Raw genomic sequence first — 20,275 nt, forward strand, 5'->3', positions numbered from 1 at the left:
AGTTATAATACCCTTTACATGTAAGGAGTTAGTGTATGACAAACGTTTTGATGATCGAAGATGATTTGGAGCTTGCTGAGATTTTGATGGAATACTTAGAACAGTTTGATATTGCTATTACCATCGCAGAAGATCCTTATCTTGGACTCTCAACGCTTGATACACAAAAATTTGATTTAGTGATATTAGACCTTACACTTCCTGGTCTTGATGGTCTTGAGGTTTGCAAAGAGATTCGAAAGCGTCATACCGTACCCATTATTATATCCTCAGCACGCACAGACATTACCGACAAAGTAACTGCTTTGGAAAATGGTGCAGATGATTATTTGCCAAAGCCTTACAATCCTAGAGAACTGCAAGCACGTATTATGAGTTTACTGCGTAGGCAAAAAGGCGTTGTTGCAACAGAACAAAATGTTCAAAAGCCGAAAGATTTGGTCTTAAATGAAGAGCAAATGAGTATTTTATTGCGAGGAAAAGAGCTCCATTTGACTGCCGCAGAATACGGAATACTTGGCTATCTCATGAAAAAAGAAGGTGGTGTTGTCTCACGTGAAGAACTGATCTATAATATCGAAGCTATTAGTGAAGAGACCACCAATAAAAGCATTGATGTCATTATTGGACGAATTCGACAAAAATTGGGTGAGAACCCAAAAGAACCCACTTACATTCACGCCATTCGAGGCGTAGGATACAAGTTTTTACAATGACAAAATCTTCTATCTTTTACAGTATCACCTTTATTTTTGCCATCAGCATCGTCAGTATCTTTCTAGCGCTCCTTTTTTTATTGGAGTACGACAAACAAACCTACACTGAAAAACTCAATACAAAATACTCTATTATTGCACGTGCAACACTTTTTCATCTCAATAATTTTATCACGAATGATGAGCTCAAAAAGCAGGTACAAGGCTACCGTATGCGCGAGATCACCGAAAAAGAGACTCAAGAGCAAATCATTAAAAGTGCCCAAGTTATTCAAAAAATTTCTGATCGCATTGGAACCAGCGCAATTTTGCGTTATGACAATGACCACTACCTCTATATTGAGACAAAATACTCTTCACTCCTTCTTAAAGATGAAGATTTTCAGCCTTACCGCTATGATTTGATTAAAATTATCTTTGGCGTTGTCTTTGCCATTATTATCGTTGCTTATATCCTAACGATTCGAAAGTTAAAGCCTCTGCGCAAGCTTAAACGCCAAATGGATCGTTTTGCCAAAGGCGATCTTGATATTAACTGCAAAACCGATGGTGAAGATGAAATCTCCCAAGTCGCAAACTCTTTTCACAATGCCGTCGAACAGATCAATAAACTTAACCACTCAAGGCAGCTTTTTTTACGCAACATTATGCACGAGCTCAAAACACCTATTACCAAAGGACGTATTAGTGCAGAGATGCTTGAAAATGGAAAACAACGCGATCGCCTCATTAGTACATTTGAGAAACTCGAGCTTCTCATTAATGAATTTGCTTCCATTGAGCAAATCACTTCTGGTGAAGGACTTAAAAATGTCAAACCATACCGTTTGGTCGATATGCTGGATGAAGCGATAGATCTTGCCATGATTTCGCCATCACAAATTGACATTGAATTGGATGATGAAATTATTTTACATGTAGACTTTAGGCTCTTTACAACTGCTATGAAAAATGTCATTGACAATGGCATAAAATACTCTATCGACCAAAAGATAAAGATTGTAGCCACCAAAGAAAAGATCTCTTTTGTCAGCCAAGGCAAACCTCTTAGTTATGATCTGGAACACTATTTAGAGCCTTTTGTTCAGGAAAAGAACTCACATCAAAGTTTTGGATTGGGACTCTATATTGTGTATCACATCATCAAAGCACATCATATAAGCTTTACCTATGAACACAAAGAGGGATATAATTATTTTAATTTCGAAAAAATTGAAACGTTAGCGTAAATTTTAGAGTACAATAAAATAATATAGGTATATACAAAGGAGTTATTATGTCTGGGATCGCTTTTTCAAAGATCAATCTTGCTCATCTAATAGACCACCATATCGCCTTACTAGAACGCTTTGGCATTAAAGATGAAGCCCCTTTTGCGTTAATTTTCTTTTCATTAGAAGATCGTAAAGAAGTCGATAGTTTAGAGATGTTCCAACGCATTCTTCGCCGTACAGATGCCATTTTTAATCATAGCAATCATTACGTGGTCATGCTAACAGGAACAGATTGGAATGGTGCAACAGAAGTACTTTCAGGAATTCAAGGGTTTTTAGATCAAGAACCTCATGATAATGTTGTCACTTATCCAGAAGATGGACTTGATGCTAAAACACTTCTCCATAAACTTCACGATATTGTTGAAGAAAACTCCAATATTACAACTGATTTATTGAAGTAGGCTTTTAAAAAGCCTACTTTTTCTACTCGTTTCTAAGTGTGTCTAAAACATTGATTTGTGTTGCTTTATAGGCAGGATAGTACGAAGAGAGAGCCACAATAACACTTGTGCCTACTACGATCAATATAAAATCGAGCATTGAAAGATCAAGTGGCAATTTAGCTGTTCCATACACATCGGCAGGAAGCGATACAATATCAAATGAACCTAACAGAAGCAGCGTTACGGAGCCTAAAAGAATACCAAATAGCATCCCTCCTCCTCCAATCACAAGCCCTAAATAGAAAAAAGTATTTTTAATCTCTTTTTTATAGGCACCGAGTGACAATAAAAGAGCAATCTCTTTTCTTCTATTCATAACCGTCATTAAAAGTGAGCTGATAATATTTAAAGAAGCAATCAAAATAATCAACATTAAAACGATAAAAAGAGCTCTTTTTTCAAGGGCCAGTGCTGCAAAAAAGTTACCGTTCATCTGCCACCAACCAACAATGCCCAAATCATCAGGGAGAACTTTACGGATTTTTTCAATATCGGCAAATGGATCATCTGAGTAGATATGAATTCCATCAAAATGCCCTTCATCATACTGCATGACTTGTGCTAGTGAATCAAGTGTCGTGTACATGTAACTTTTATCATACGCCATTAAACCCGAACGAAAAGAGCCTTGATAATTAAAGCGTTTCATTTTCGGTATTAAACTCATACCGCCAGGATCATTTTTTGTAAAAATAAGCGTTGCTTTTTCATCTGGAGCAAAAAGATGCGTTTTAGCAATCTCACTTCCTGTAATAAGATCGTACTTATCTAAAGTCTTGCCTTTAGTCGCCTCAGCAATGATCGAATTGATCTTTGCTTCTTGCTCAAAATCAACACCAAAAAGCATGCCGCCTTCTAAGCGATTACCTTTTTTGATAATCACTTGTGTCGAAATATAAGGGCTAAACTTGAGTTTTGGAAACTGCTCTTTAAGCGCATTTAAATGTGCCTGATCAACCGGCGAAAAACTGCGTGAATAGATGGAAAGTGGATAATTCATTGTAAAGAGTTTTTTCTCAAACTCTTTATCAAATCCATTCATAATCGCCATAGCAACCATAAGAACCGTCAAACCAATGGCAACACCAAAAAACGCTAAAAGTGATATAACGGTTATAAAGGGTTGAGACTTGTCAAATCGTAAATACTTTTTGACAAGATAGAGACTAAGATTCTTTTGCACCCTATACCCTTACGCTAAAAGCCCTTTTTTAGGACCACTCTTGCCACAACATTGCTTATACTTTTTACCACTTCCACAAGGACATGGCTCATTGCGTGCCGTTTTTTTATCTTTATCATCATCTTCTGCTTCTTCAAATGGACTTTGATGTTGAAGTATCGCGTTAGCGTTGGATTCTTCCATTCTTCGGATCATCTCTTCCATAGCACGTCTCTCTTCTTCTTCTTTGTTATCGCGAAGTTGGACGATATGAAGCGTTCTAAAACTTTCAAATTTGATCTGTTCAACCAGTTCAATAAAGAGATTGTAGCTCTCTTTTTTATACTCAGTCAAAGGATCTTTTTGATTATAGCCACGAAGACTAATGCCCGTTTTCAAAATATCCATTTGATATAAATGCGATCTCCACGCATTATCAAGCACTTGAAGGTATAAAATACGCTCAATTTCCTTGCGTTGTGTCTCATCGACTACAGACATCTTCGCATTAAAACTTTGCTCAAGCTGTTCTGTAATCATCTCTTTGAGCGCCACAAAATCTAGACCTTGTAAAGCTTTCATATCAAAAGATTCACCTAATTCATCTTTCAAAATAGAAACTAAACGCTCAATATTATAATCTGCTTGTGTGATACCTTCATAAATTTCTGCTTTATAAAGTAAGCCTGTCACAAAGTCAACGCGAATCTCTTTAATTCTCGTTTCAATATCAAAATTAGGATTTAAAAGGTCATTTCTAAAATTATAAATGGCTTTACGTTGTTTATTGGCAACATCATCGTATTCCAAAAGATGTTTACGAGACTCAAAGTGAAGCGCTTCAACTTTTTTCTGTGCGTTTTCAACGGCACGTGTCACCATTTTAGACTCGATGTGCTCGCCTTCTTCAATACCTAAACGCTCCATAATCGCTTTAATTCTATCACTTCCAAAAATTCTTAAAAGGTTATCTTCAAGGCTTAGATAAAAGCGACTTTTTCCATTATCGCCCTGACGACCTGAACGTCCACGAAGCTGGTTATCGATACGACGGCTTTCATGGCGCTCTGTACCAATGATATAAAGACCTCCAAGGGCTTTAATTTCATCGTTAAGCTTAATATCAACGCCACGACCTGCCATGTTAGTTGCAATCGTTACAGCGCCTTTTGCACCTGCATCTTTAATAATCTGTGCTTCTTTTTCATGGTTTTTAGCATTTAAAACAGAGTGTGGCACTTTCTCTTTTTTCAAAAGCGCATGGAGTAATTCACTTTTTTCAATCGAAGCTGTACCCACAAGAACGGGTTGCCCTTTTTCATGGCATGCCTTAATGTCTTTAATAACTGCTTCAAACTTCTCACGTTCTGTTTTGTAGATAAGATCGTTCATATCTTCTCTGCGCATAGGAACGTTTGTAGGAATGGAGATAACGTCTAAATTATAAATTTGTGCAAACTCAGTCGCTTCGGTTTGAGCTGTTCCTGTCATACCTGCTAATTTTTTGTAAAGTCTAAAATAATTTTGGAATGTAATATCAGCAAGTGTTTGTGACTCTTCTTTGATCATCACACCCTCTTTTGCCTCTAGAGCTTGGTGTAATCCTTCACTAAAGCGCCTTCCTTCACTTAAACGGCCTGTAAACTCATCGACAATAATAATTTCACCCTCGCGAACCACATAATCCACATCTGCCGTAAAAAGGTAATGTGCTTTAAGCGCTTGATCAAGATGATGCGATAAAACTGCATTTTCAAGACTGTAAAGGTTATCGACGTCAAAAAGTTTTTCAGCGTTACTAATGCCATCTTCGGTCATCAAAATAGTACGATTTTTTTCATCTACGGTAAAATCAGCCTCTTTGGTCAACTTTCTTGCAACACCATCAGCGATTTTATAGCCATCAAGTGTGCGATTAGCAGGTCCTGAGATGATAAGTGGTGTTCTTGCTTCATCGATTAAAATTGAATCCACTTCATCCACAATAACAAAATTATGAGCGTGTTGAACTTTTTCATCCAACGAGTAACGCATATTATCTCTTAAATAGTCAAACCCAAATTCATTATTCGTTCCATAGGTAATATCCGCGTCATACTGTGCTTTACGCTTGGCATCATTCTCTAAATCATTGGTTACAATACCAACACTTAAACCTAAAAAATTATAGATGCGAGACATATCAGTAGCATCTCTTTTGGCAAGATAGTCATTGACGGTTACAACATGAACACCCTCACCTGTCATGGCATTAAGAACAACAGGAAGTGTCGCAACCAAGGTTTTACCTTCACCCGTTTTCATTTCAGCAATGTCACCACCATGGAGTACTAAACCACCAACCATCTGCACATCAAAATGACGCATACCCGTGGTTCGCTTACTCGCTTCTCTTGTTATGGCAAAAACATCATTTAAAACATCGTCAATTTTACTTGTACCCGCTCTTACCTCTTGTTTCAAGGATTCAAAGGCTTCTTTTAAGGCTTCATCACTTAATTTTTCATACGTTGGCTCTAAGGCATTGATCTTTTTAACGCGCCCCTGAAGGTCTTTGACAACGCGATCATTTTTAGTGCCAAAAATTTTACGAACAATATTACTCAACATCATGTGATTTCACCTCTATTTTTCTTTACTTTCATAGCATTAGTTTCTCTTAAAGCTTGGGATTTTATCATACTTTTACTATCTATTTGATAAAACTCCATATCTTATTGTCTTCTCAAGGAGTTTTTTATGCGATTTTTTTGGATATTTTTCTGTTTTACAACACTCCTTTTTGCCAAAATCAATCATTTCAAAACCATTCAAAGCGATTTTATTCAAAAAGTTACTAACGATCAAAACAAAACGATTGTCTATGAAGGCATTTTTTATGCAACTAATGACAAAAAAGCATTATGGATCTATGAAAAACCTGTGTCAAAAAAGATCTATTTTAATAACACACGTGTTTTAATTATTGAGCCTGAATTAGAGCAAGTGATTATTACAACACTTGAAAACACACCTAATATTGCACAGCTGCTTCAAGATGCAAAAGAAGTTGCACCCAATAAATATACAACAACCTATATGGGTACAACCTACACCATTATGGCAAGCAAAGAGAGTATTGATAAAGTCATTTATCGCGATAAACTTGATAACGCAGTCGAAATTGTTTTTTCAAATCAATCGAAAAATCTCTTTTTAGATGATGAACTTTTTCGTGCAGAAATTCCTAGAGGATATGATATTGTTCGAGAATGATAGACTACTTCTTGCATGCGTTACTAAAAAAATCTAACCTTTACATGTAACAATTTAAAGGTTTTCTGGCGGTGTCGGTTTTCCAAAGAAATAGCCTTGGAAATTCTGACATCCCATCTCTTTAAGCCTTTCAAATTGCTCCTGCGTTTCGACACCCTCAGCAATGACTTCCATATTAAAATTTTCGCCAATAGAAATAATCGTTTCAACAATCAAAGCATCACTACGATCAATGATAAAATCACGAATAAAGGATTGATCAATTTTAAGTTCATCAACATTCAAGCGTTTTAAATATTGTAAACTTGAATAACCCGTTCCAAAATCATCAATCGACAATGACAGACCTAAAGCTTTGAGCTCATGAATTTTTGCTAGTGCTTTGGTACTATCACCAATTAGAAGACTCTCAGTAAGCTCCAAACGAATCAATGATGGATCAATCTTAGCTGCCTCTAAAGCTAGGTGAACAACACTCACAAAATCTTCACGTTCAAATTGCTTAGTGCTTACATTTATTGACACACGCCATGTTGATTTTTCTGCATCATTTTCCCATATTTTGACTTGTGCCATAGCTTTTGAAAGCACCCATTGCCCTAAAGAAATAATCAAGCCAGATTCCTCACATAAAGGAATAAACCGTATAGGAGAAATAAGCTCTTGCTGTTCATTTTTAAGCCTTATCAACGCTTCAACACCTATAATCTTAGAGTCTGAATCAACCTGTGGCTGATAAAAGAGAATAAATTGTTCTGAGTCAATTGCATCTCTAAGTTGCTGTAACATGGAAGATTTCTCTTCTATGATTTTTTGAATATGCGGATCAAAAAAGCGAATTGTATTACGGCCATCTGTTTTAGCAGTGTACATGGCACTATCGGCATGGCTGAGTAATGTTTCAGCGTTTTCATTACCATCAAATAGACCAATGCCAATACTTACTGTCATATAAAACGGATGAGCATCAATCATAAAAGGCTCTTTTGTTGCAAGAAGAATTTCCATCGCACGATCTTCTGCCATTTTAGCAACATCTTCTATATTATTGCCCATATTTGGTAATAAAAATGCAAACTCATCGCCACCAAATCGTGCGATAATGTCATGCTCTTTTGCGAAACTCTCCAATCGGCGTGCCATCATCACCAAGAGTTTATCGCCTGCGGCATGTCCTTTTAGATCATTAATGGATTTAAAATTATCTAAATCCATAAAAAGCAATGCACCATAAGCATTTGTACGTTTATTGGAATGAATACAAAGCCTTATTTGTTCGGTTAGCATCGCTTTATTCGCAAGGTTTGTCAAAGAATCATAATAGGAGAGCTTCATAATGCTCTCTTTTTGCATAAATGAGTTAATGGCAAAACCAATATCGCCCGCCAATTCCTCTATCATAGCACGTTCTTCAACACTAAATCCCTCAGCCATCGTTGTACAAATACTCATAACACCTAATGATTTTGATGTAAATTTATCGCTCTTGAGTACAGTAATATAAGCTTCACTCACATCGTAACGAGACATGGTTATAAGGCAGTTAGCTGATATATTTGCACTTTTGGGTGTTAAAATACGAAATCCACCATGTTCAAAAACAGCTTCTTCTACTTCATTGATATCATGTTCTTCTTCAAAACCAAAAGATTCTTTTACATGTAAAGTTCCATTTTCATTTAAAGCAATTTTTACATGTGCAAAAGAGTCATTGGCAAAAAGGCAGAGCGCTGTTTCATGGAGCAACTCTTCGAGTGTTTGAGTCGTAATCAAAATTTGATTGCTATCTGCAACCGTGCGAAGAACCGCATAAAGATGTTTTTGCTGTGCATAAGACTTTTCAAGCTCTAAACTCTTTTGAGCAAGCGTCTTAGTTCGTGCTAACACTAGCGCCTCTAACTCTTTTTTCTGCTCGACATCACGCTTTGTAAGCTCCTTGATTGCCAAATACATTAAAAGTAACAAACAAAGCATAACCATCGAGCTAAAGACAGCCTCTTTCCAAAAAAGATCTACTACTTCATCAAACAAAGTATTTTTAGGAATTTTAATGCTCGTTAATCCTCTTACGTCACCCAACTTGTAGCCATAAGCACTATCATAACGTTTTGCAATATAAGGTAAAACTTCATTTTTTTCACCATGGCACACTAAGCAATACGCTTGAATACGTAATGGGGCAGCGAAAAAGAAAAACTCTTTTTCATCTTTTTTGATAAGTTCTATGCTCTCATTTTTATCAGGATTTTGATTGAAATAGGCAATTGCTTTTGTTTCCAGTGCATCTGCTTGGTTGACAGGATTACGAGGTCGGTCTGAAACATTATGAATGCTAATACCTTGTTTGGAGCGTTTAAGAAACTCTTCACTAATGTGTGCAGAAGCATGGGCAGGGAGGAATCCAACGGTTGAGTCATTAAGATCAATACCGCTTTCTAAAAACTGTTTATGATAGACAAAACGCATAGACATAAAATAATCTTGCAGAGTTTTCGCTTTAGAATAGGCTCTGATTTTTGCCAAATTCTCCGCTTGCTCATATAAATAACTAATAACAAAGGCATTAGCACATAAGACAAAAAGAGCCACAATCCAAAAAAGACGCTTGGTCAGGTTAAGTTGTCTCACGAAGATAATTCCTTTGACTAGACTATAAAGACTCTCTTAGATTGTAATATCTCTAAACTTAGAGTTGTGTTATAAAATTTTAGGAATACTTTTCAAATAAATATATCCAATAATACCCGATAAAAAAGACCCTAATAAAATGGCTAATTTATCAGCGTAATGAAATAATTCCGTATCATTGTAGGCTAAGGTATTGACAAAAAGACTCATCGTAAAACCAATTCCGGTAAGAATCGCAACGCCATAGAGCTGTTTAAAACTACTCCCTGTTGGCAAAGATGCCATGCCCAATTTAATGGCTATGAGACTAAATCCAAAAACGCCCAGCTGTTTTCCTAAAAAAAGACCTAGCATAATCCCTAATGAGACATCTGAAAAAAGAGCAGAGGGGGACACCCCTTTAAGATCAACGCCCGCATTTACAAAAGCAAAAAGTGGCAAAATAAAAAATGCAACCCAATAGTGAAGATCATGCTCCATCTCTTTGAGCATAGAGAAGCGTTCACCTTTTGTTGTATGAGAATAAAGCGGAATACAAAACGCAAGAACAACACCTGCAATAGTAGCGTGGACGCCTGATTTTAAGACACTCACCCACAAAATAAGACCTAACAAAATATAAGCTGCTTTTTTAATGACTTTCATCTGATTCATTATGGCTAAAATAACAATGGCACCTAAAGCAATGATAATTGATACAAGGGACAATTGACTGGTATAAAACAGTGCAATAATGACAATAGCACCAAGATCATCAATAATAGCCAATGCCATTAAAAAAATCTTTAATGAAGTTGGAACACGAGAGCCTAATAAAGAGAGAATACCCAAAGCAAAAGCTATATCTGTAGCGGTAGGAATTGCCCAACCATTCATTGAAAAAGAATCGGCATGGTTAAAAAATGTAAAAATAAGTGCTGGTGTTACCATTCCACCAAGTGCTGCTATGGCAGGAAGTGCAATTTGACTTTTAGAAGAGAGTTCTCCTTCTAACACTTCTCGTTTAATTTCTAACCCTACGAGAAAAAAGAAAATCGCCATTAAACCATCATTGACCCATAGCAATAATGGCTTGGCAATACCAAAAGAACCGACGCTTATTTGTAGGGGAGTATGAAGAAAATGTGTATAGAAGTCCGTTAAAAAGCTATTTTGAAAAAAGAGAGCTAGTAGCGTTACGATAATTAAAATAACTCCCGAAGAAGACTCTTTTTTAATGAACTCTTCTATCGATGTAAACATAATAACCCCTTTGAGTTTGTACTTTTATACTAACATACTGAGGTAAATAGTTTATAAATAACGCTTACTTTCCAAGGCAAAAGCTACTAAACATCTTTTCTAAAATCTCATCGCGTTCAAAGGCAGTGGTAATGGAAGAGATACTTGTAATAGCTTCATTGATGTGAAAGGCAAAGAGTTCTAACTCACCCTCACCTAACCTCGCATAAGAGCTTTGAACATTCTCATACGCTTTTTTCACCGCTTCAATCTGCCTTGTAGAAGTCAGCATAATGCTATCTTCAACAGCAGTTTGATCTAAAATCCTTTGCAGTTTTTGCGTTAGTTCATAGCTATCATTTTGGCATGAAAGTGCGATAAAATCTGTCCCTAAATGCTTTGTATCAAACTGATTGGGTAAGTCAATCTTATTGAGCACCATTAAGATTTGTTTAGAATCTGCATAATTTTGAAGTAATGCCAACATCTCTTCATCTTCGTGGTCACACTCTTTGCTATTGTCAAACAGTGCAATGACGATTTCAGACTCTTCAATGGCAGCAATTGAACGCTCAATGCCAATTTTTTCAATCACATCATGTGCTTGCCTAATGCCTGCCGTATCGACAATACGCGCTAAATGCGTACCGATACGAAGCTCTTCTTCAATCGTATCACGCGTTGTTCCTGCAATGTCGCTAATGATAGCTCGATCATAACTTAAAAGCGTATTGAGAAGTGAGCTTTTACCCACATTTGGCTTACCCACAATCGCTATTTTAAACCCCTGCATAAGCCCTTGTCGTCTTTGGCTACTTTCATACGTTTTGAAAAGCTCTTGTGCAAGAAGGTCAAGCTTGTTTTTGATCTTTTCGATCATATCAAGCGGTAAGTCTTCCTCAGCATAATCAATATTTACTTCAACAAACGCCAAAATTTCGATCAATTGTTCTCTTACATGTAAAACAAAATTACGTAGTTCACCTTTGAGCTGGCGTGTGAGCATTTTTGCGGCATCAGCACTTTTTGTTTCAATGAGGGCAGCAATGGCTTCAGCTTCACTCAGATCAATACGACCATTCAAAAAAGCTCGCTTGGAAAACTCACCTGGATTGGCGAGCCTTGCACCATGATGAATGAGTGTTTCTAAAACAAGTCCTGCAACAACACTACCACCATGACATTGAAACTCCACAACATCTTCTGCCGTGAAGCTGTATGGTGCTTTAAAGTAGATAACAAGGGCTTGGTCGATTGCTTCATTTAAGTGATCATGTAAAAAACAGAGTGTTGCAACACGAGGAGTAAACGTCTCTTTGTGAGAGAGTTTATGAGCCAATGCAAGGGCGTTAGGTCCACTGACACGAATAATCGCGATGGAGCCAACGCCCGCACTGGTGGCTATTGCAGCAATAGTATCTATGCGTTTTTCCTATTGAAATCATTGACAACGATAAATTTACCGCCATCTTTTCCTGATTTAATACCTACATATTTTTCAGGAAATTGTGCGCGAAGTGCTTCAAGAGCAATTTTAATCAACACGCCATCTAAAATTTTCGTTTGACCTTTTCCGCTGTTGCGAATACGTTCAATCACAGGACAAAGATATTTTTCAATCATCTCTTCTTGATTTTTCAAAAATTCGGCAATTTCAAGACGAATATTAAGACCATATTTTAAATTAATCCAGTTGTAAAGTAGATAAGAGAGTGCTTTATAACGATACCCCTCTTTTCCAATCAACAATGCTGCGTCTTCACCGCTAAATTCGATTAAAATCGTGTCATCATTGTATTTAGAAACCGTTGGGCTTTCAAGCGAAAAACAGCTGTATTTAAAGAGGTTTTTAATTTGTACACGCACTTCATCAATGACATCGTTTAATTCACGTTTCTCATGATGAAAATTTTGATCAATTGAAGTTGAAGCAACGCTATGTCTTACTTCTCTCATTGGAGCAGCTTTTGGCGTCTCTGGCTTGAGAGGCTCAACACGTGGAGCCGCCATTGGAGTAGAAGTCTCTTTTGGAGGGTTGAGTGTTTCAGCACGTTTATTGGCATCTGTTAATTCACTCTTTGGAAATTCTCTATTTTTGCCTTTATTGCGTCTATTTTTATTACGTCTGTTACGATCTCTTCGCTCATCATTCATCGGAGCATCAGCATCATTGTTCTCTTCTTTACGAGGCGCTGAAAACTCTTTTCGCTCACGCTCTTCTCTAAAAGGTTTAGAGCCTTTACGCTGCACTTCAATAATGGCACTTTTTTTAAAGAGCCCAAGAAATCCACTTGAGCCATTTTGAACAATGTTAATATCTAAATCTACGACCGAACAAGACAACTCACTCGCGGCTTTGGAGTAAGCTTCTTGGAGTGTTGCTGCTTCTACTTTGATCATTTCTCGACCTTTTGCTCTTCATGTTTTTTTGCGAAAAGTTTATTGACGTAAAACTGTTGTACGATAGATGCCAAATTGTTTGTAAACCAGTAGAGTGTTAAACCTGCTGGGAACGTCACAAAGAAGAAAGTAAAGATAAGTGGCAAAAACTTCATAATCTTCTCTTGCATTGGATCTGTAAAGGTTGTTGGTGTAATGCGTTGGTGTAAGAACATGGTAATACCCATAAGCACGGGGAGAATAAAATAAGGATCTTTAATCGCGAGATCTTGTACCCAAAAAATCCATGCTGCACCTTTAAGCTCAATTGCATTTTGAAGAACACGGTATACTGCGAAGAATACTGGAATTTGCAATATAATAGGCAAACATCCACCCATTGGGTTAGCGCCATTCTTCTTATACAGTTCCATCATGTGAGTATTGAGTTTTTGTTTGTCATCAGCATATTTTTTCTGTAATTCTTTGACTTTTGGAGCAAGCTCTTTAAGCTTGTTCATTGAAACCATACCTTTATAGGTCAAAGGATAAAGTACTAAACGAACGGTAATGGTCATTGCAACAATTGCCCAACCCCAGTTACCAAAGATACCATGAAGGAATGAAAGAAGCGTAAAGAGTGGTTTAGCAATAAAAGTAAAAAAGCCATATTCAATCACATCGGTAAGTTCAGGATTAATCGCTCCCAATTTTACATGCTCTTTAGGTCCAATGAAACCACTAAGTTTCATGTCTTCATTACCCTTAACAAAGAGAATCGGGTCTTTATCTTTGCCTACAGAAACAATCGTTTCTAATCCCTTATCTAAGTCATAGAAAAATGTTGTGTAATATTTATCAGCACCTGCAACAATGCGTGCATTTGAAAAATGATCATCCGCTTTCGCATCGCCATCAGCAATTGTTTTTACGGTGCCATCTGCCTTTTTAATTAACGCACCATGGAATGTGTAACTATCAACCGCTATACTTGGGCGAAAACCTGGAGAGAGAAAATACTCTTTAGGTGTTGAGAGCTGTACATGTAAGTCATATTTACCTGATGGGAAGAACGTAATTGTTTTTGTAATGACAAGGTTGCTAAGGGTTTGCGTTAAAACAACACTGCTTCCATTTTCAGCTACATCAACAGTGCTTTTATCGGCACTGTAAGACATCACAAAAGCATCAGCATTAACGGCTTTATCGCTAAAGCGAATTTCAAGAGGTAAAAGACTTTGAGAAGCATCAATCAGCTGAAAACGCCCACCTTGATCGTCTTTGTATTTTCCTTCTTCAAGATAAAACTTTGCAATTCTTCCTAATCTATCAATTTGCACTTCATAGCCTGTGGCTTTGATCGTTGCAATAATCTCACCCTCTTTGCCTGTTGCCATTGGTGGCTGTGCTACTACATCTCCACTGGCTACGCTTGACTTAACTTCTGGCGCACGTGTTGCAGTCGTTGTGGTTGCATTTTGTTCAAGTGTGGTTTCGGTTAATGGAGGATTTTTGGGGATAAAAAAATGATCATACAGAGCAAAAAATAGAAATGATAAAACAGTGGCAAGAATGATGCGCACCTGAGGAGTAAGTTTATCTGTCACAAGATTACCTTTATTTCAATGTTTTAAAAGATTTTACCACGTAAAAACTTTGCTTATCTTTTGGTACAAACCAAAAAGTTATCGGATGAATAGGTGGATGTTGTTTGAGAGAAAGAGGAAGAGAAGATGCAAAGCTTCTTTGAATCACGGGGTAATCAATTCCCCCAACAAAAAGCTGATTGCATTTCAAAATGCGTATAAAACTATAAAAGATAGCTTTTAAAAAACTATTGTGTAAAAGTTGCTCTTTGGCATATTGCGAACACGTCGGATAATACCTACAACTTCCATAGCCAATCAGTGTAAAAAACTTCTGATAAAGCTTTATCAACAACAGTGCTAAAGTTTTCATTCTTTAACACAGTTTAATTTTTTCATAGACCATATAATCCCTTTTTTAAGAGCTTCATACGATATGTGATTTATCTTCTCTTTTGCTACAAAAACATACACGCCATCATGTAAAGTGTGTTGAATTTCTAAAAAAATAGCCCTAAGTCGCCTTTTGGCTAGATTTCGCTTGATAGCATTACCGACTTTTTTACTTGCCGTAAAGCCAACTCTTTTTGCTGTATCGTTATTGTAAAAGACTAAGGCACCTTCATAGTGCCATTTTTTAGCATGGTTATAAACGTATGAATACTCTCTCGTTGCCTTGAGAGTATCATAATCTTTTAAACGGCCAATCTTCTTCTACCTTTAGCACGACGTGCTGCAATGACTTTACGTCCACCTTTAGTTTTCATTCTAAGTCTGAAGCCATGAGTGCGTTTTTTAGGTGTACTATGTGGCTGATACGTTCTTTTCATCAAAAGTTCCTTTAACCAAAAATAATTTTAAGGTATGGATTTTACCTTAGCTTTACTTAAAATTGCATAAGCTTCGATTAAGCCCTGCTTTACATGTAAGCCCTTAGCGAAGCTCCATGACCATTTTTTTCAAAACTTCTTTATCAATTTTCGCTTCACTTGGACTGGTCTGTGGAAGCTTCTCTTTATAGACAATAATAGACGGGATCATGTGATTTGGCAAATGTTTCTTCAACTCAAAAACAATCTCATTTTTGGGAATTTCTCTGATTGCGCTGTAAACCATGACAATCTCTTCTTCTGTTTTTTCATTTTCAATCGAAAAAACAGCACATTGACTGATTTGCGCTAGCTTATCGTGAACAACGCTTTCGATCTCATAAGGGCTGATTCTAAAACCACTCACTTTGATCATATCATCTTTCCTTGAAACAAAGTAAAGGTAGCCCTCCTCGTCTCTGTAAACAAAATCACCACTAGCAACAACGATTTCATCGGTTAGATCACCCTCTAAATTAACCACTTTATCTAAAATGGAAATGCTTTTATAACGTTTTTGGGTATCTTCTTTCGATTTCCAATAACCTTTGTAAATGTAGCCTCCACGGTGAATCAACTCTCCGATTTCACGAGGCTGACACTCAAACCCTTGTTCATTAATAACATGAATTTCAACACCAGGGATTGGCTTGCCAATCGAGTTGGGACGAATTTTAAGTTGTGCAGGATCAAGATAGGTTGAACGAAATGCTTCTGTAAGCCCATGCATAGAGTAAAACTTAGCACTTGGGTAACGCTCTTCAATGTCCGCAATCATTTTAGATGTAATTTTTCCACCTGAAGAGGTCACGATACGCACATTGGCTAAAAGTTTTGCATTGGGAATGCGTTTTGGATCGCTTTCAAACATTTGTGTAATGTGTGGAGGCATAAGTGGAAGAACGGTGACACCATCGTTGATGAGATGGTTGAAAAAATCTGCTGGAAGCACTAAAGAGTGAAGCGCTATGGTCGCGTGATTGTAAATGGAACAGAAGAGTTGGTTAAGACCATAATCTAAGATAAAAGGAAGCGTCCCAGAGATAACATCACTTTCTTTCAGTTCAAGGTAGTTTGAAGCGACTCTGGCACTATCGATGAGATTGCGGTGCGTAATGACGATGCCCCTTGGAAACCCAGTAAGACCAAAACTATAGGTAATTGCTGCATTTTTATAGTCGCCAATGTTACATGTAAAGGCATCACTACAACATTTATAAATCTCTTCAAACGAGACAATATCGCGTTCACTGGCTTCATAGGTGATAATTTTACCGCTAAATTTGATCTCATCAATGCTTTTGATCTTTGATTTATCGGTCATAATACACGCCATACCACAATCGTTAATGATGTGTTCCACTTGCTCAGGCTTTAAAAGTCTTGAGATCGGTACGAAAATATGTTCCGTTGAGAGAAGTGCCAAAATTGCAATAATCTGCTCACTGCTTTTATGCGAATAAATACCAATACGTGACCCACTTGGAAGTGCAAGTTCACTCAGATATCGTGCTATTTGATTGACTTTACGAAAAACTTCAGCATAGGTTAGTTTTTTAGCACCATCAACAATCGCTATTTTATTGGGACACGTTACTGCGGCTTTTTCAATGAGCGCACGAATACAGTTTATAGACATTTTGGCTCCTTTGTATCTTATTTTTTATACGAGGTAAAAGCAAAGCTCTTACCTCTACGTTTGCCACTGAGGCACTAAAGCTTGCCTCTTAAGAGGCAGAATTTTCTTTATTTTCCATTCCTAACGTCCAGATTGCGTAGTCATAATCCATGACAATATTAGGAGTAGCATGTAGATTCATCACTTTTTTATAGAAGAATTGCATAATCATCTCAACCTCTTCGTAAGAAAGCACTTTGGTAATACCGCCTGTTAAGACGATTGTATTGAGCAAATCCAGATGCAGTGTCACATACAAAGGATTGAGTCTTGAGACTTTGTAAAGCACTAAAAAGATGGAAAGTTGCATCAAAATGCGTAACGCTTTTTCGCTCTCTTCTTCTAAAATATTCTCTGTCACATTCAGATACGACAACAACTCATAGACAAACTCATTGTTTTTAGCCGCAAAAATAAGCGTTTCGCGAGACTTAAAGACACCCAGCTTTTTAAAGACCAAGCGATCATATCCGCTTTCACTCACAATGTTATCGCGAACCAAGTCACGACTGTAATGAATATCCGTCGTAGCCCCACCGATGTCCACGACAATGAATGGATTGACCACTTCAAAGTTCGCATCAATAAGCGGTAAAGAACGGTTAACAATGTACGGAGTTGAGTAGATTTGATTCGCCGTGATTTCGTAAAGATGCTTGATGTCCTCTTTACCCACGATGTCCGCTTGATAGAGGTTGGTAAGGTACTCTTTAAGCTCGCCACCGTTTACATGTAACTTCTCAGTGATGATATTTCCAAGCACTTTAAGTTCTGGAATTTGCACACTTAAAAAGGAGGCGTCTTGTTTGGTTCCCACATAAACGATATTGCTGTACTGAACGTTTTTGAGGTAATCAAACAGTTTTTCATCAAACACTTTGCCAATGCCATCAATTCCACCTACGATAATAACCACATCGACCAGTTCGCTAGGCGCTCTGCTCTCCTCTATCTTACTGTACAAAATGGTATCAATAATGTTAATGCCCGAATTAAATGCTATGTTCTTAGCAAATTTCAGACTAAAGGAGTTGGTAAGCCCGATGATCAGTGTACTTAAACCACCATTGGCAGAAGAGCAGATAAAAATATCTTCTTTCTTATAGTTTGCAAAAATATTGCCGCACTTGGTAATCAAATCATCGTAAATATCTTTCTTAAAATCCCTAAAATACTGACTGATACCGCTTGTTTGGCATACTTTAAAGTAGGTACTTCCTACATCAATGAGAAGTTTACTCATAGCATCGCCCCTATGTCGTGAATAATTTTATTGATCACCTCTGTTTTGCTCTCAGGTAAATTGACCTTTGATTTTTCATACGCAAAACAGCGATCTGGTAGTGGTAGTTTTCCTTTTTCAATGATGCGGATATTGCCAGATTCATCGCGAATGGTGATGACTTCATTGTTGTTGATAATATGCGGCGAAAAAGGTACATCAATAAGACCACTTTTGATGGTATTAAACACTTTACGCCATAAGGTATCGGCAGGGTCATTAAAGACTGCGTCCATAATGGCACGAACTTCAAGCTCCAAGTTCTCCTCTTCCTCAGCGTCATGCACCTGTGGAAGACCTTTGAGAGTGCGAAGCGTGTACTTGGTATTGGCAACCGATTGGGCGTTGCACTGCATGGTGGGGATACCAAAGGCTTCATCACGGGTTTTGATGATGATTTTATCGGCTCGCACCATTGCCGCAATGACGGTATTGGTGTTAATCAGTGAATCAGAAAGATTTTTATCTCTTGGAAATGCGCCCATCCATTGGTGATACACAAGGTTGATGATAGCGTCCTCTCCACCAAACATATCAGCATACTCACGGGCTAGTTTTTTAAGCACATTGGAAGTCACAATATCTTGCATCATGGAGCCATTTTGTGAAAAACTGACCGAAAACGACTTCACGCCCTCTTCAATGGAAAGCAGCATCTCGATAAGCTGAATGACGATGACAATACACGGAGGAACGAGTGTCGCGGTCAGTGGTCCAAAAGACTCACGGTTGATCGGTTCATTGAGCGTTGAGTACTTCGCACAGACTTTATCGACGTATTTCCAGTATAAAAAGGCTTTATCGAGTGGAAAGTTTTTTGAGTAGGGAAGCATGTACGTAATCGGTCCACCTTCGATCTCAAAGATGCCCGAAGCGAGTGCTGTTTCAACCAAAAGCCTTGCATCAGGAGTTCCGTGACGAAGACTGACAGGTTTATTAAAATGTGTCATCATTTTACGCGTGGTGCGATAGCCGTGATTGACCAGCGGGTAACCGTTAAGCATGTCCATCTCGTTCTCTTCGGAGAGAGTGAGCATCTTTTTTGCCATGGCATAGTCATTGAGTCTTGTGTTACTATCGATGGTGAGAGGCAGAACATCGATGTCTGCTTTCATAAACTCTTCGTAGAGTTCGAACATCTTTTTATAGGTAGGAAAACCGCCGCGAGGTTGAACAAGAAGACGATCTCGCTTTTTAAAATGATGGGAGATAAACATCTCTTTATTGGCATTGCGAATAAAATCTTCAATCTCATCAAAATCAAAACTATCAGCATATTCATTTCGGGTGATGACATCACGCTCTTTTTGGAGTAAACTCATGCCTTCTCCTTTACAAAACGCTCAATTTCATCCAGACCCGTGTTGAGATCGACTTGATGGAAAACAAGATCAAATCCATACGATTTGTATTTGGGAATGATGTCGCTTTGAGCAGCTTCACCTACAGCTAGGTTTCCACCAATCACAAAAATGACATCTTTAAGTGCGTACTCAGAGCGCAAAAATTGCAAATCCCGACACCAGCCCTCTGCTTCGCCATTAAGCGAAGAGATGAGTAAAATGTCTGCATCTGTTTCAACAACAGCATCAATAAACTCCTCTAAAGAAGTATTTACCCCTAGGTTAAACACCTCAAAGCCTCTTGCTTGTAACGATATATCAATGAGCCTATTTGCGACTACATGGATATCATTACCCACTACACCTGTGACTACTTTCATGGACTGACCTAAAATTTGAATGATTTTGCATTTTATCTTAACCTTTGTAAAGGTAT

Annotated in this window: 18 protein-coding genes; 4 read left to right on the top strand and 14 right to left on the bottom strand. The window is 37.7% G+C overall.

Going from position 1 to position 20,275, the window contains the following annotated elements; genetic code table 11:
- Positions 1-35: 35 nt before the first annotated feature.
- From N0B29_RS07255 to N0B29_RS07265, 3 genes are read left to right on the top strand one after another with little or no spacing between them, the layout of a single operon-like run.
- Positions 36-716, top strand: coding sequence for a response regulator transcription factor (locus N0B29_RS07255; RefSeq protein WP_263833036.1), 681 nt, complete (start codon positions 36-38; stop codon positions 714-716).
- Entirely contained in the window at positions 713-1,945 is a 1,233-nt protein-coding gene (locus N0B29_RS07260; protein ID WP_263833037.1) for an ArsS family sensor histidine kinase, read from the top strand. The genes N0B29_RS07255 and N0B29_RS07260 overlap by 4 nt, the downstream gene beginning before the upstream one ends.
- A gap of 47 nt (positions 1,946-1,992) precedes the next feature.
- Positions 1,993-2,394: a hypothetical protein gene (locus N0B29_RS07265; protein WP_263833038.1), complete on the top strand. Its 402-nt coding sequence runs from the start codon at positions 1,993-1,995 to the stop codon at positions 2,392-2,394.
- 22 nt (positions 2,395-2,416) lie between these two features.
- On the opposite strand, the gene N0B29_RS07270 is transcribed toward N0B29_RS07265, so the two are convergent.
- Both N0B29_RS07270 and secA read right to left on the bottom strand, forming a co-directional pair.
- Positions 2,417-3,619, bottom strand: coding sequence for an ABC transporter permease (locus tag N0B29_RS07270; RefSeq protein ID WP_263833039.1), 1,203 nt, complete (start codon positions 3,617-3,619; stop codon positions 2,417-2,419).
- Positions 3,620-3,628: 9 nt separating this feature from the next.
- Positions 3,629-6,205, bottom strand: a complete 2,577-nt coding sequence (gene secA, locus N0B29_RS07275) for a preprotein translocase subunit SecA (RefSeq protein ID WP_438874162.1) — start codon at positions 6,203-6,205, stop codon at positions 3,629-3,631.
- A 132-nt stretch (positions 6,206-6,337) separates the two neighbouring features.
- Here secA and lolA point away from each other — a divergent pair, with 132 nt between their 5' ends.
- Positions 6,338-6,853, top strand: coding sequence for a LolA-like outer membrane lipoprotein chaperone (lolA, locus tag N0B29_RS07280; RefSeq protein ID WP_263833040.1), 516 nt, complete (start codon positions 6,338-6,340; stop codon positions 6,851-6,853).
- 54 nt (positions 6,854-6,907) lie between these two features.
- Here the strand turns inward: lolA and N0B29_RS07285 are convergent, their stop codons facing one another.
- The 12 genes from N0B29_RS07285 to glmS form a co-directional block, all read right to left on the bottom strand.
- Positions 6,908-9,481, bottom strand: coding sequence for an EAL domain-containing protein (locus tag N0B29_RS07285; protein WP_263833041.1), 2,574 nt, complete (start codon positions 9,479-9,481; stop codon positions 6,908-6,910).
- A gap of 69 nt (positions 9,482-9,550) precedes the next feature.
- Entirely contained in the window at positions 9,551-10,723 is a 1,173-nt protein-coding gene (gene nhaA / locus N0B29_RS07290; protein ID WP_263833042.1) for a Na+/H+ antiporter NhaA, read from the bottom strand.
- Positions 10,724-10,787: 64 nt separating this feature from the next.
- Positions 10,788-12,125, bottom strand: coding sequence for a tRNA uridine-5-carboxymethylaminomethyl(34) synthesis GTPase MnmE (gene mnmE / locus N0B29_RS07295; protein ID WP_263833340.1), 1,338 nt, complete (start codon positions 12,123-12,125; stop codon positions 10,788-10,790).
- Positions 12,122-13,102 carry a Jag N-terminal domain-containing protein gene (locus N0B29_RS07300; protein ID WP_263833043.1) on the bottom strand — a complete coding sequence of 327 codons (981 nt, stop codon included), beginning with the start codon at positions 13,100-13,102 and terminating at the stop codon, positions 12,122-12,124. Before N0B29_RS07300 ends, mnmE begins: the two co-directional genes overlap by 4 nt.
- Entirely contained in the window at positions 13,099-14,688 is a 1,590-nt protein-coding gene (yidC, locus tag N0B29_RS07305) for a membrane protein insertase YidC (RefSeq protein ID WP_263833044.1), read from the bottom strand. Before yidC ends, N0B29_RS07300 begins: the two co-directional genes overlap by 4 nt.
- Before the next feature lie 10 nt (positions 14,689-14,698).
- Entirely contained in the window at positions 14,699-15,040 is a 342-nt protein-coding gene (gene yidD, locus N0B29_RS07310) for a membrane protein insertion efficiency factor YidD (protein WP_263833045.1), read from the bottom strand.
- Positions 15,037-15,375 (bottom strand): ribonuclease P protein component, encoded by a 339-nt coding sequence (gene rnpA / locus N0B29_RS07315; RefSeq protein ID WP_263833341.1) that lies wholly within the window; start codon positions 15,373-15,375, stop codon positions 15,037-15,039. The genes yidD and rnpA overlap by 4 nt, the downstream gene beginning before the upstream one ends.
- The gene (gene rpmH, locus N0B29_RS07320) at positions 15,363-15,497 is read right to left on the bottom strand and encodes a 50S ribosomal protein L34 (RefSeq protein WP_041957861.1); all 135 of its coding nucleotides are present in this window, start codon (positions 15,495-15,497) and stop codon (positions 15,363-15,365) included. The genes rnpA and rpmH overlap by 13 nt, the downstream gene beginning before the upstream one ends.
- A 103-nt stretch (positions 15,498-15,600) precedes the next feature.
- Complete coding sequence (locus tag N0B29_RS07325) at positions 15,601-17,175, bottom strand: AMP-binding protein (RefSeq protein WP_263833046.1); 1,575 nt, start codon at positions 17,173-17,175, stop codon at positions 15,601-15,603.
- Between the two features lie 88 nt (positions 17,176-17,263).
- Positions 17,264-18,457, bottom strand: coding sequence for a glutamate mutase L (locus tag N0B29_RS07330; protein WP_263833047.1), 1,194 nt, complete (start codon positions 18,455-18,457; stop codon positions 17,264-17,266).
- Complete coding sequence (locus N0B29_RS07335; protein WP_263833048.1) at positions 18,454-19,818, bottom strand: methylaspartate mutase; 1,365 nt, start codon at positions 19,816-19,818, stop codon at positions 18,454-18,456. The genes N0B29_RS07330 and N0B29_RS07335 overlap by 4 nt, the downstream gene beginning before the upstream one ends.
- A complete protein-coding gene (gene glmS, locus N0B29_RS07340; RefSeq protein ID WP_263833049.1) occupies positions 19,815-20,219 on the bottom strand; it encodes a methylaspartate mutase subunit S in 405 nt (134 codons plus the stop codon). Before glmS ends, N0B29_RS07335 begins: the two co-directional genes overlap by 4 nt.
- Positions 20,220-20,275 lie beyond the last annotated feature (56 nt).

Source organism: Sulfurospirillum oryzae (genome assembly GCF_025770725.1).
In the GTDB taxonomy this organism is placed as follows: Bacteria; Campylobacterota; Campylobacteria; order Campylobacterales; family Sulfurospirillaceae; genus Sulfurospirillum; species Sulfurospirillum oryzae.

Bases quoted from the DNA above. Each gene is read 5' to 3' on its own strand.
- glmS (WP_263833049.1), bottom strand. From the start codon at position 20,219: ATGAAAGTAGTCACAGGTGTAGTGGGTAATGATATCCATGTAGTCGCA.
- N0B29_RS07330 (WP_263833047.1), bottom strand. From the start codon at position 18,457: ATGAGTAAACTTCTCATTGATGTAGGAAGTACCTACTTTAAAGTATGC.
- yidD (WP_263833045.1), bottom strand. From the start codon at position 15,040: ATGAAAACTTTAGCACTGTTGTTGATAAAGCTTTATCAGAAGTTTTTT.
- rpmH (WP_041957861.1), bottom strand. From the start codon at position 15,497: ATGAAAAGAACGTATCAGCCACATAGTACACCTAAAAAACGCACTCAT.
- N0B29_RS07260 (WP_263833037.1), top strand. From the start codon at position 713: ATGACAAAATCTTCTATCTTTTACAGTATCACCTTTATTTTTGCCATC.
- N0B29_RS07255 (WP_263833036.1), top strand. From the start codon at position 36: ATGACAAACGTTTTGATGATCGAAGATGATTTGGAGCTTGCTGAGATT.
- nhaA (WP_263833042.1), bottom strand. From the start codon at position 10,723: ATGTTTACATCGATAGAAGAGTTCATTAAAAAAGAGTCTTCTTCGGGA.
- lolA (WP_263833040.1), top strand. From the start codon at position 6,338: ATGCGATTTTTTTGGATATTTTTCTGTTTTACAACACTCCTTTTTGCC.
- N0B29_RS07265 (WP_263833038.1), top strand. From the start codon at position 1,993: ATGTCTGGGATCGCTTTTTCAAAGATCAATCTTGCTCATCTAATAGAC.
- N0B29_RS07300 (WP_263833043.1), bottom strand. From the start codon at position 13,102: ATGATCAAAGTAGAAGCAGCAACACTCCAAGAAGCTTACTCCAAAGCC.
- N0B29_RS07335 (WP_263833048.1), bottom strand. From the start codon at position 19,818: ATGAGTTTACTCCAAAAAGAGCGTGATGTCATCACCCGAAATGAATAT.
- N0B29_RS07325 (WP_263833046.1), bottom strand. From the start codon at position 17,175: ATGTCTATAAACTGTATTCGTGCGCTCATTGAAAAAGCCGCAGTAACG.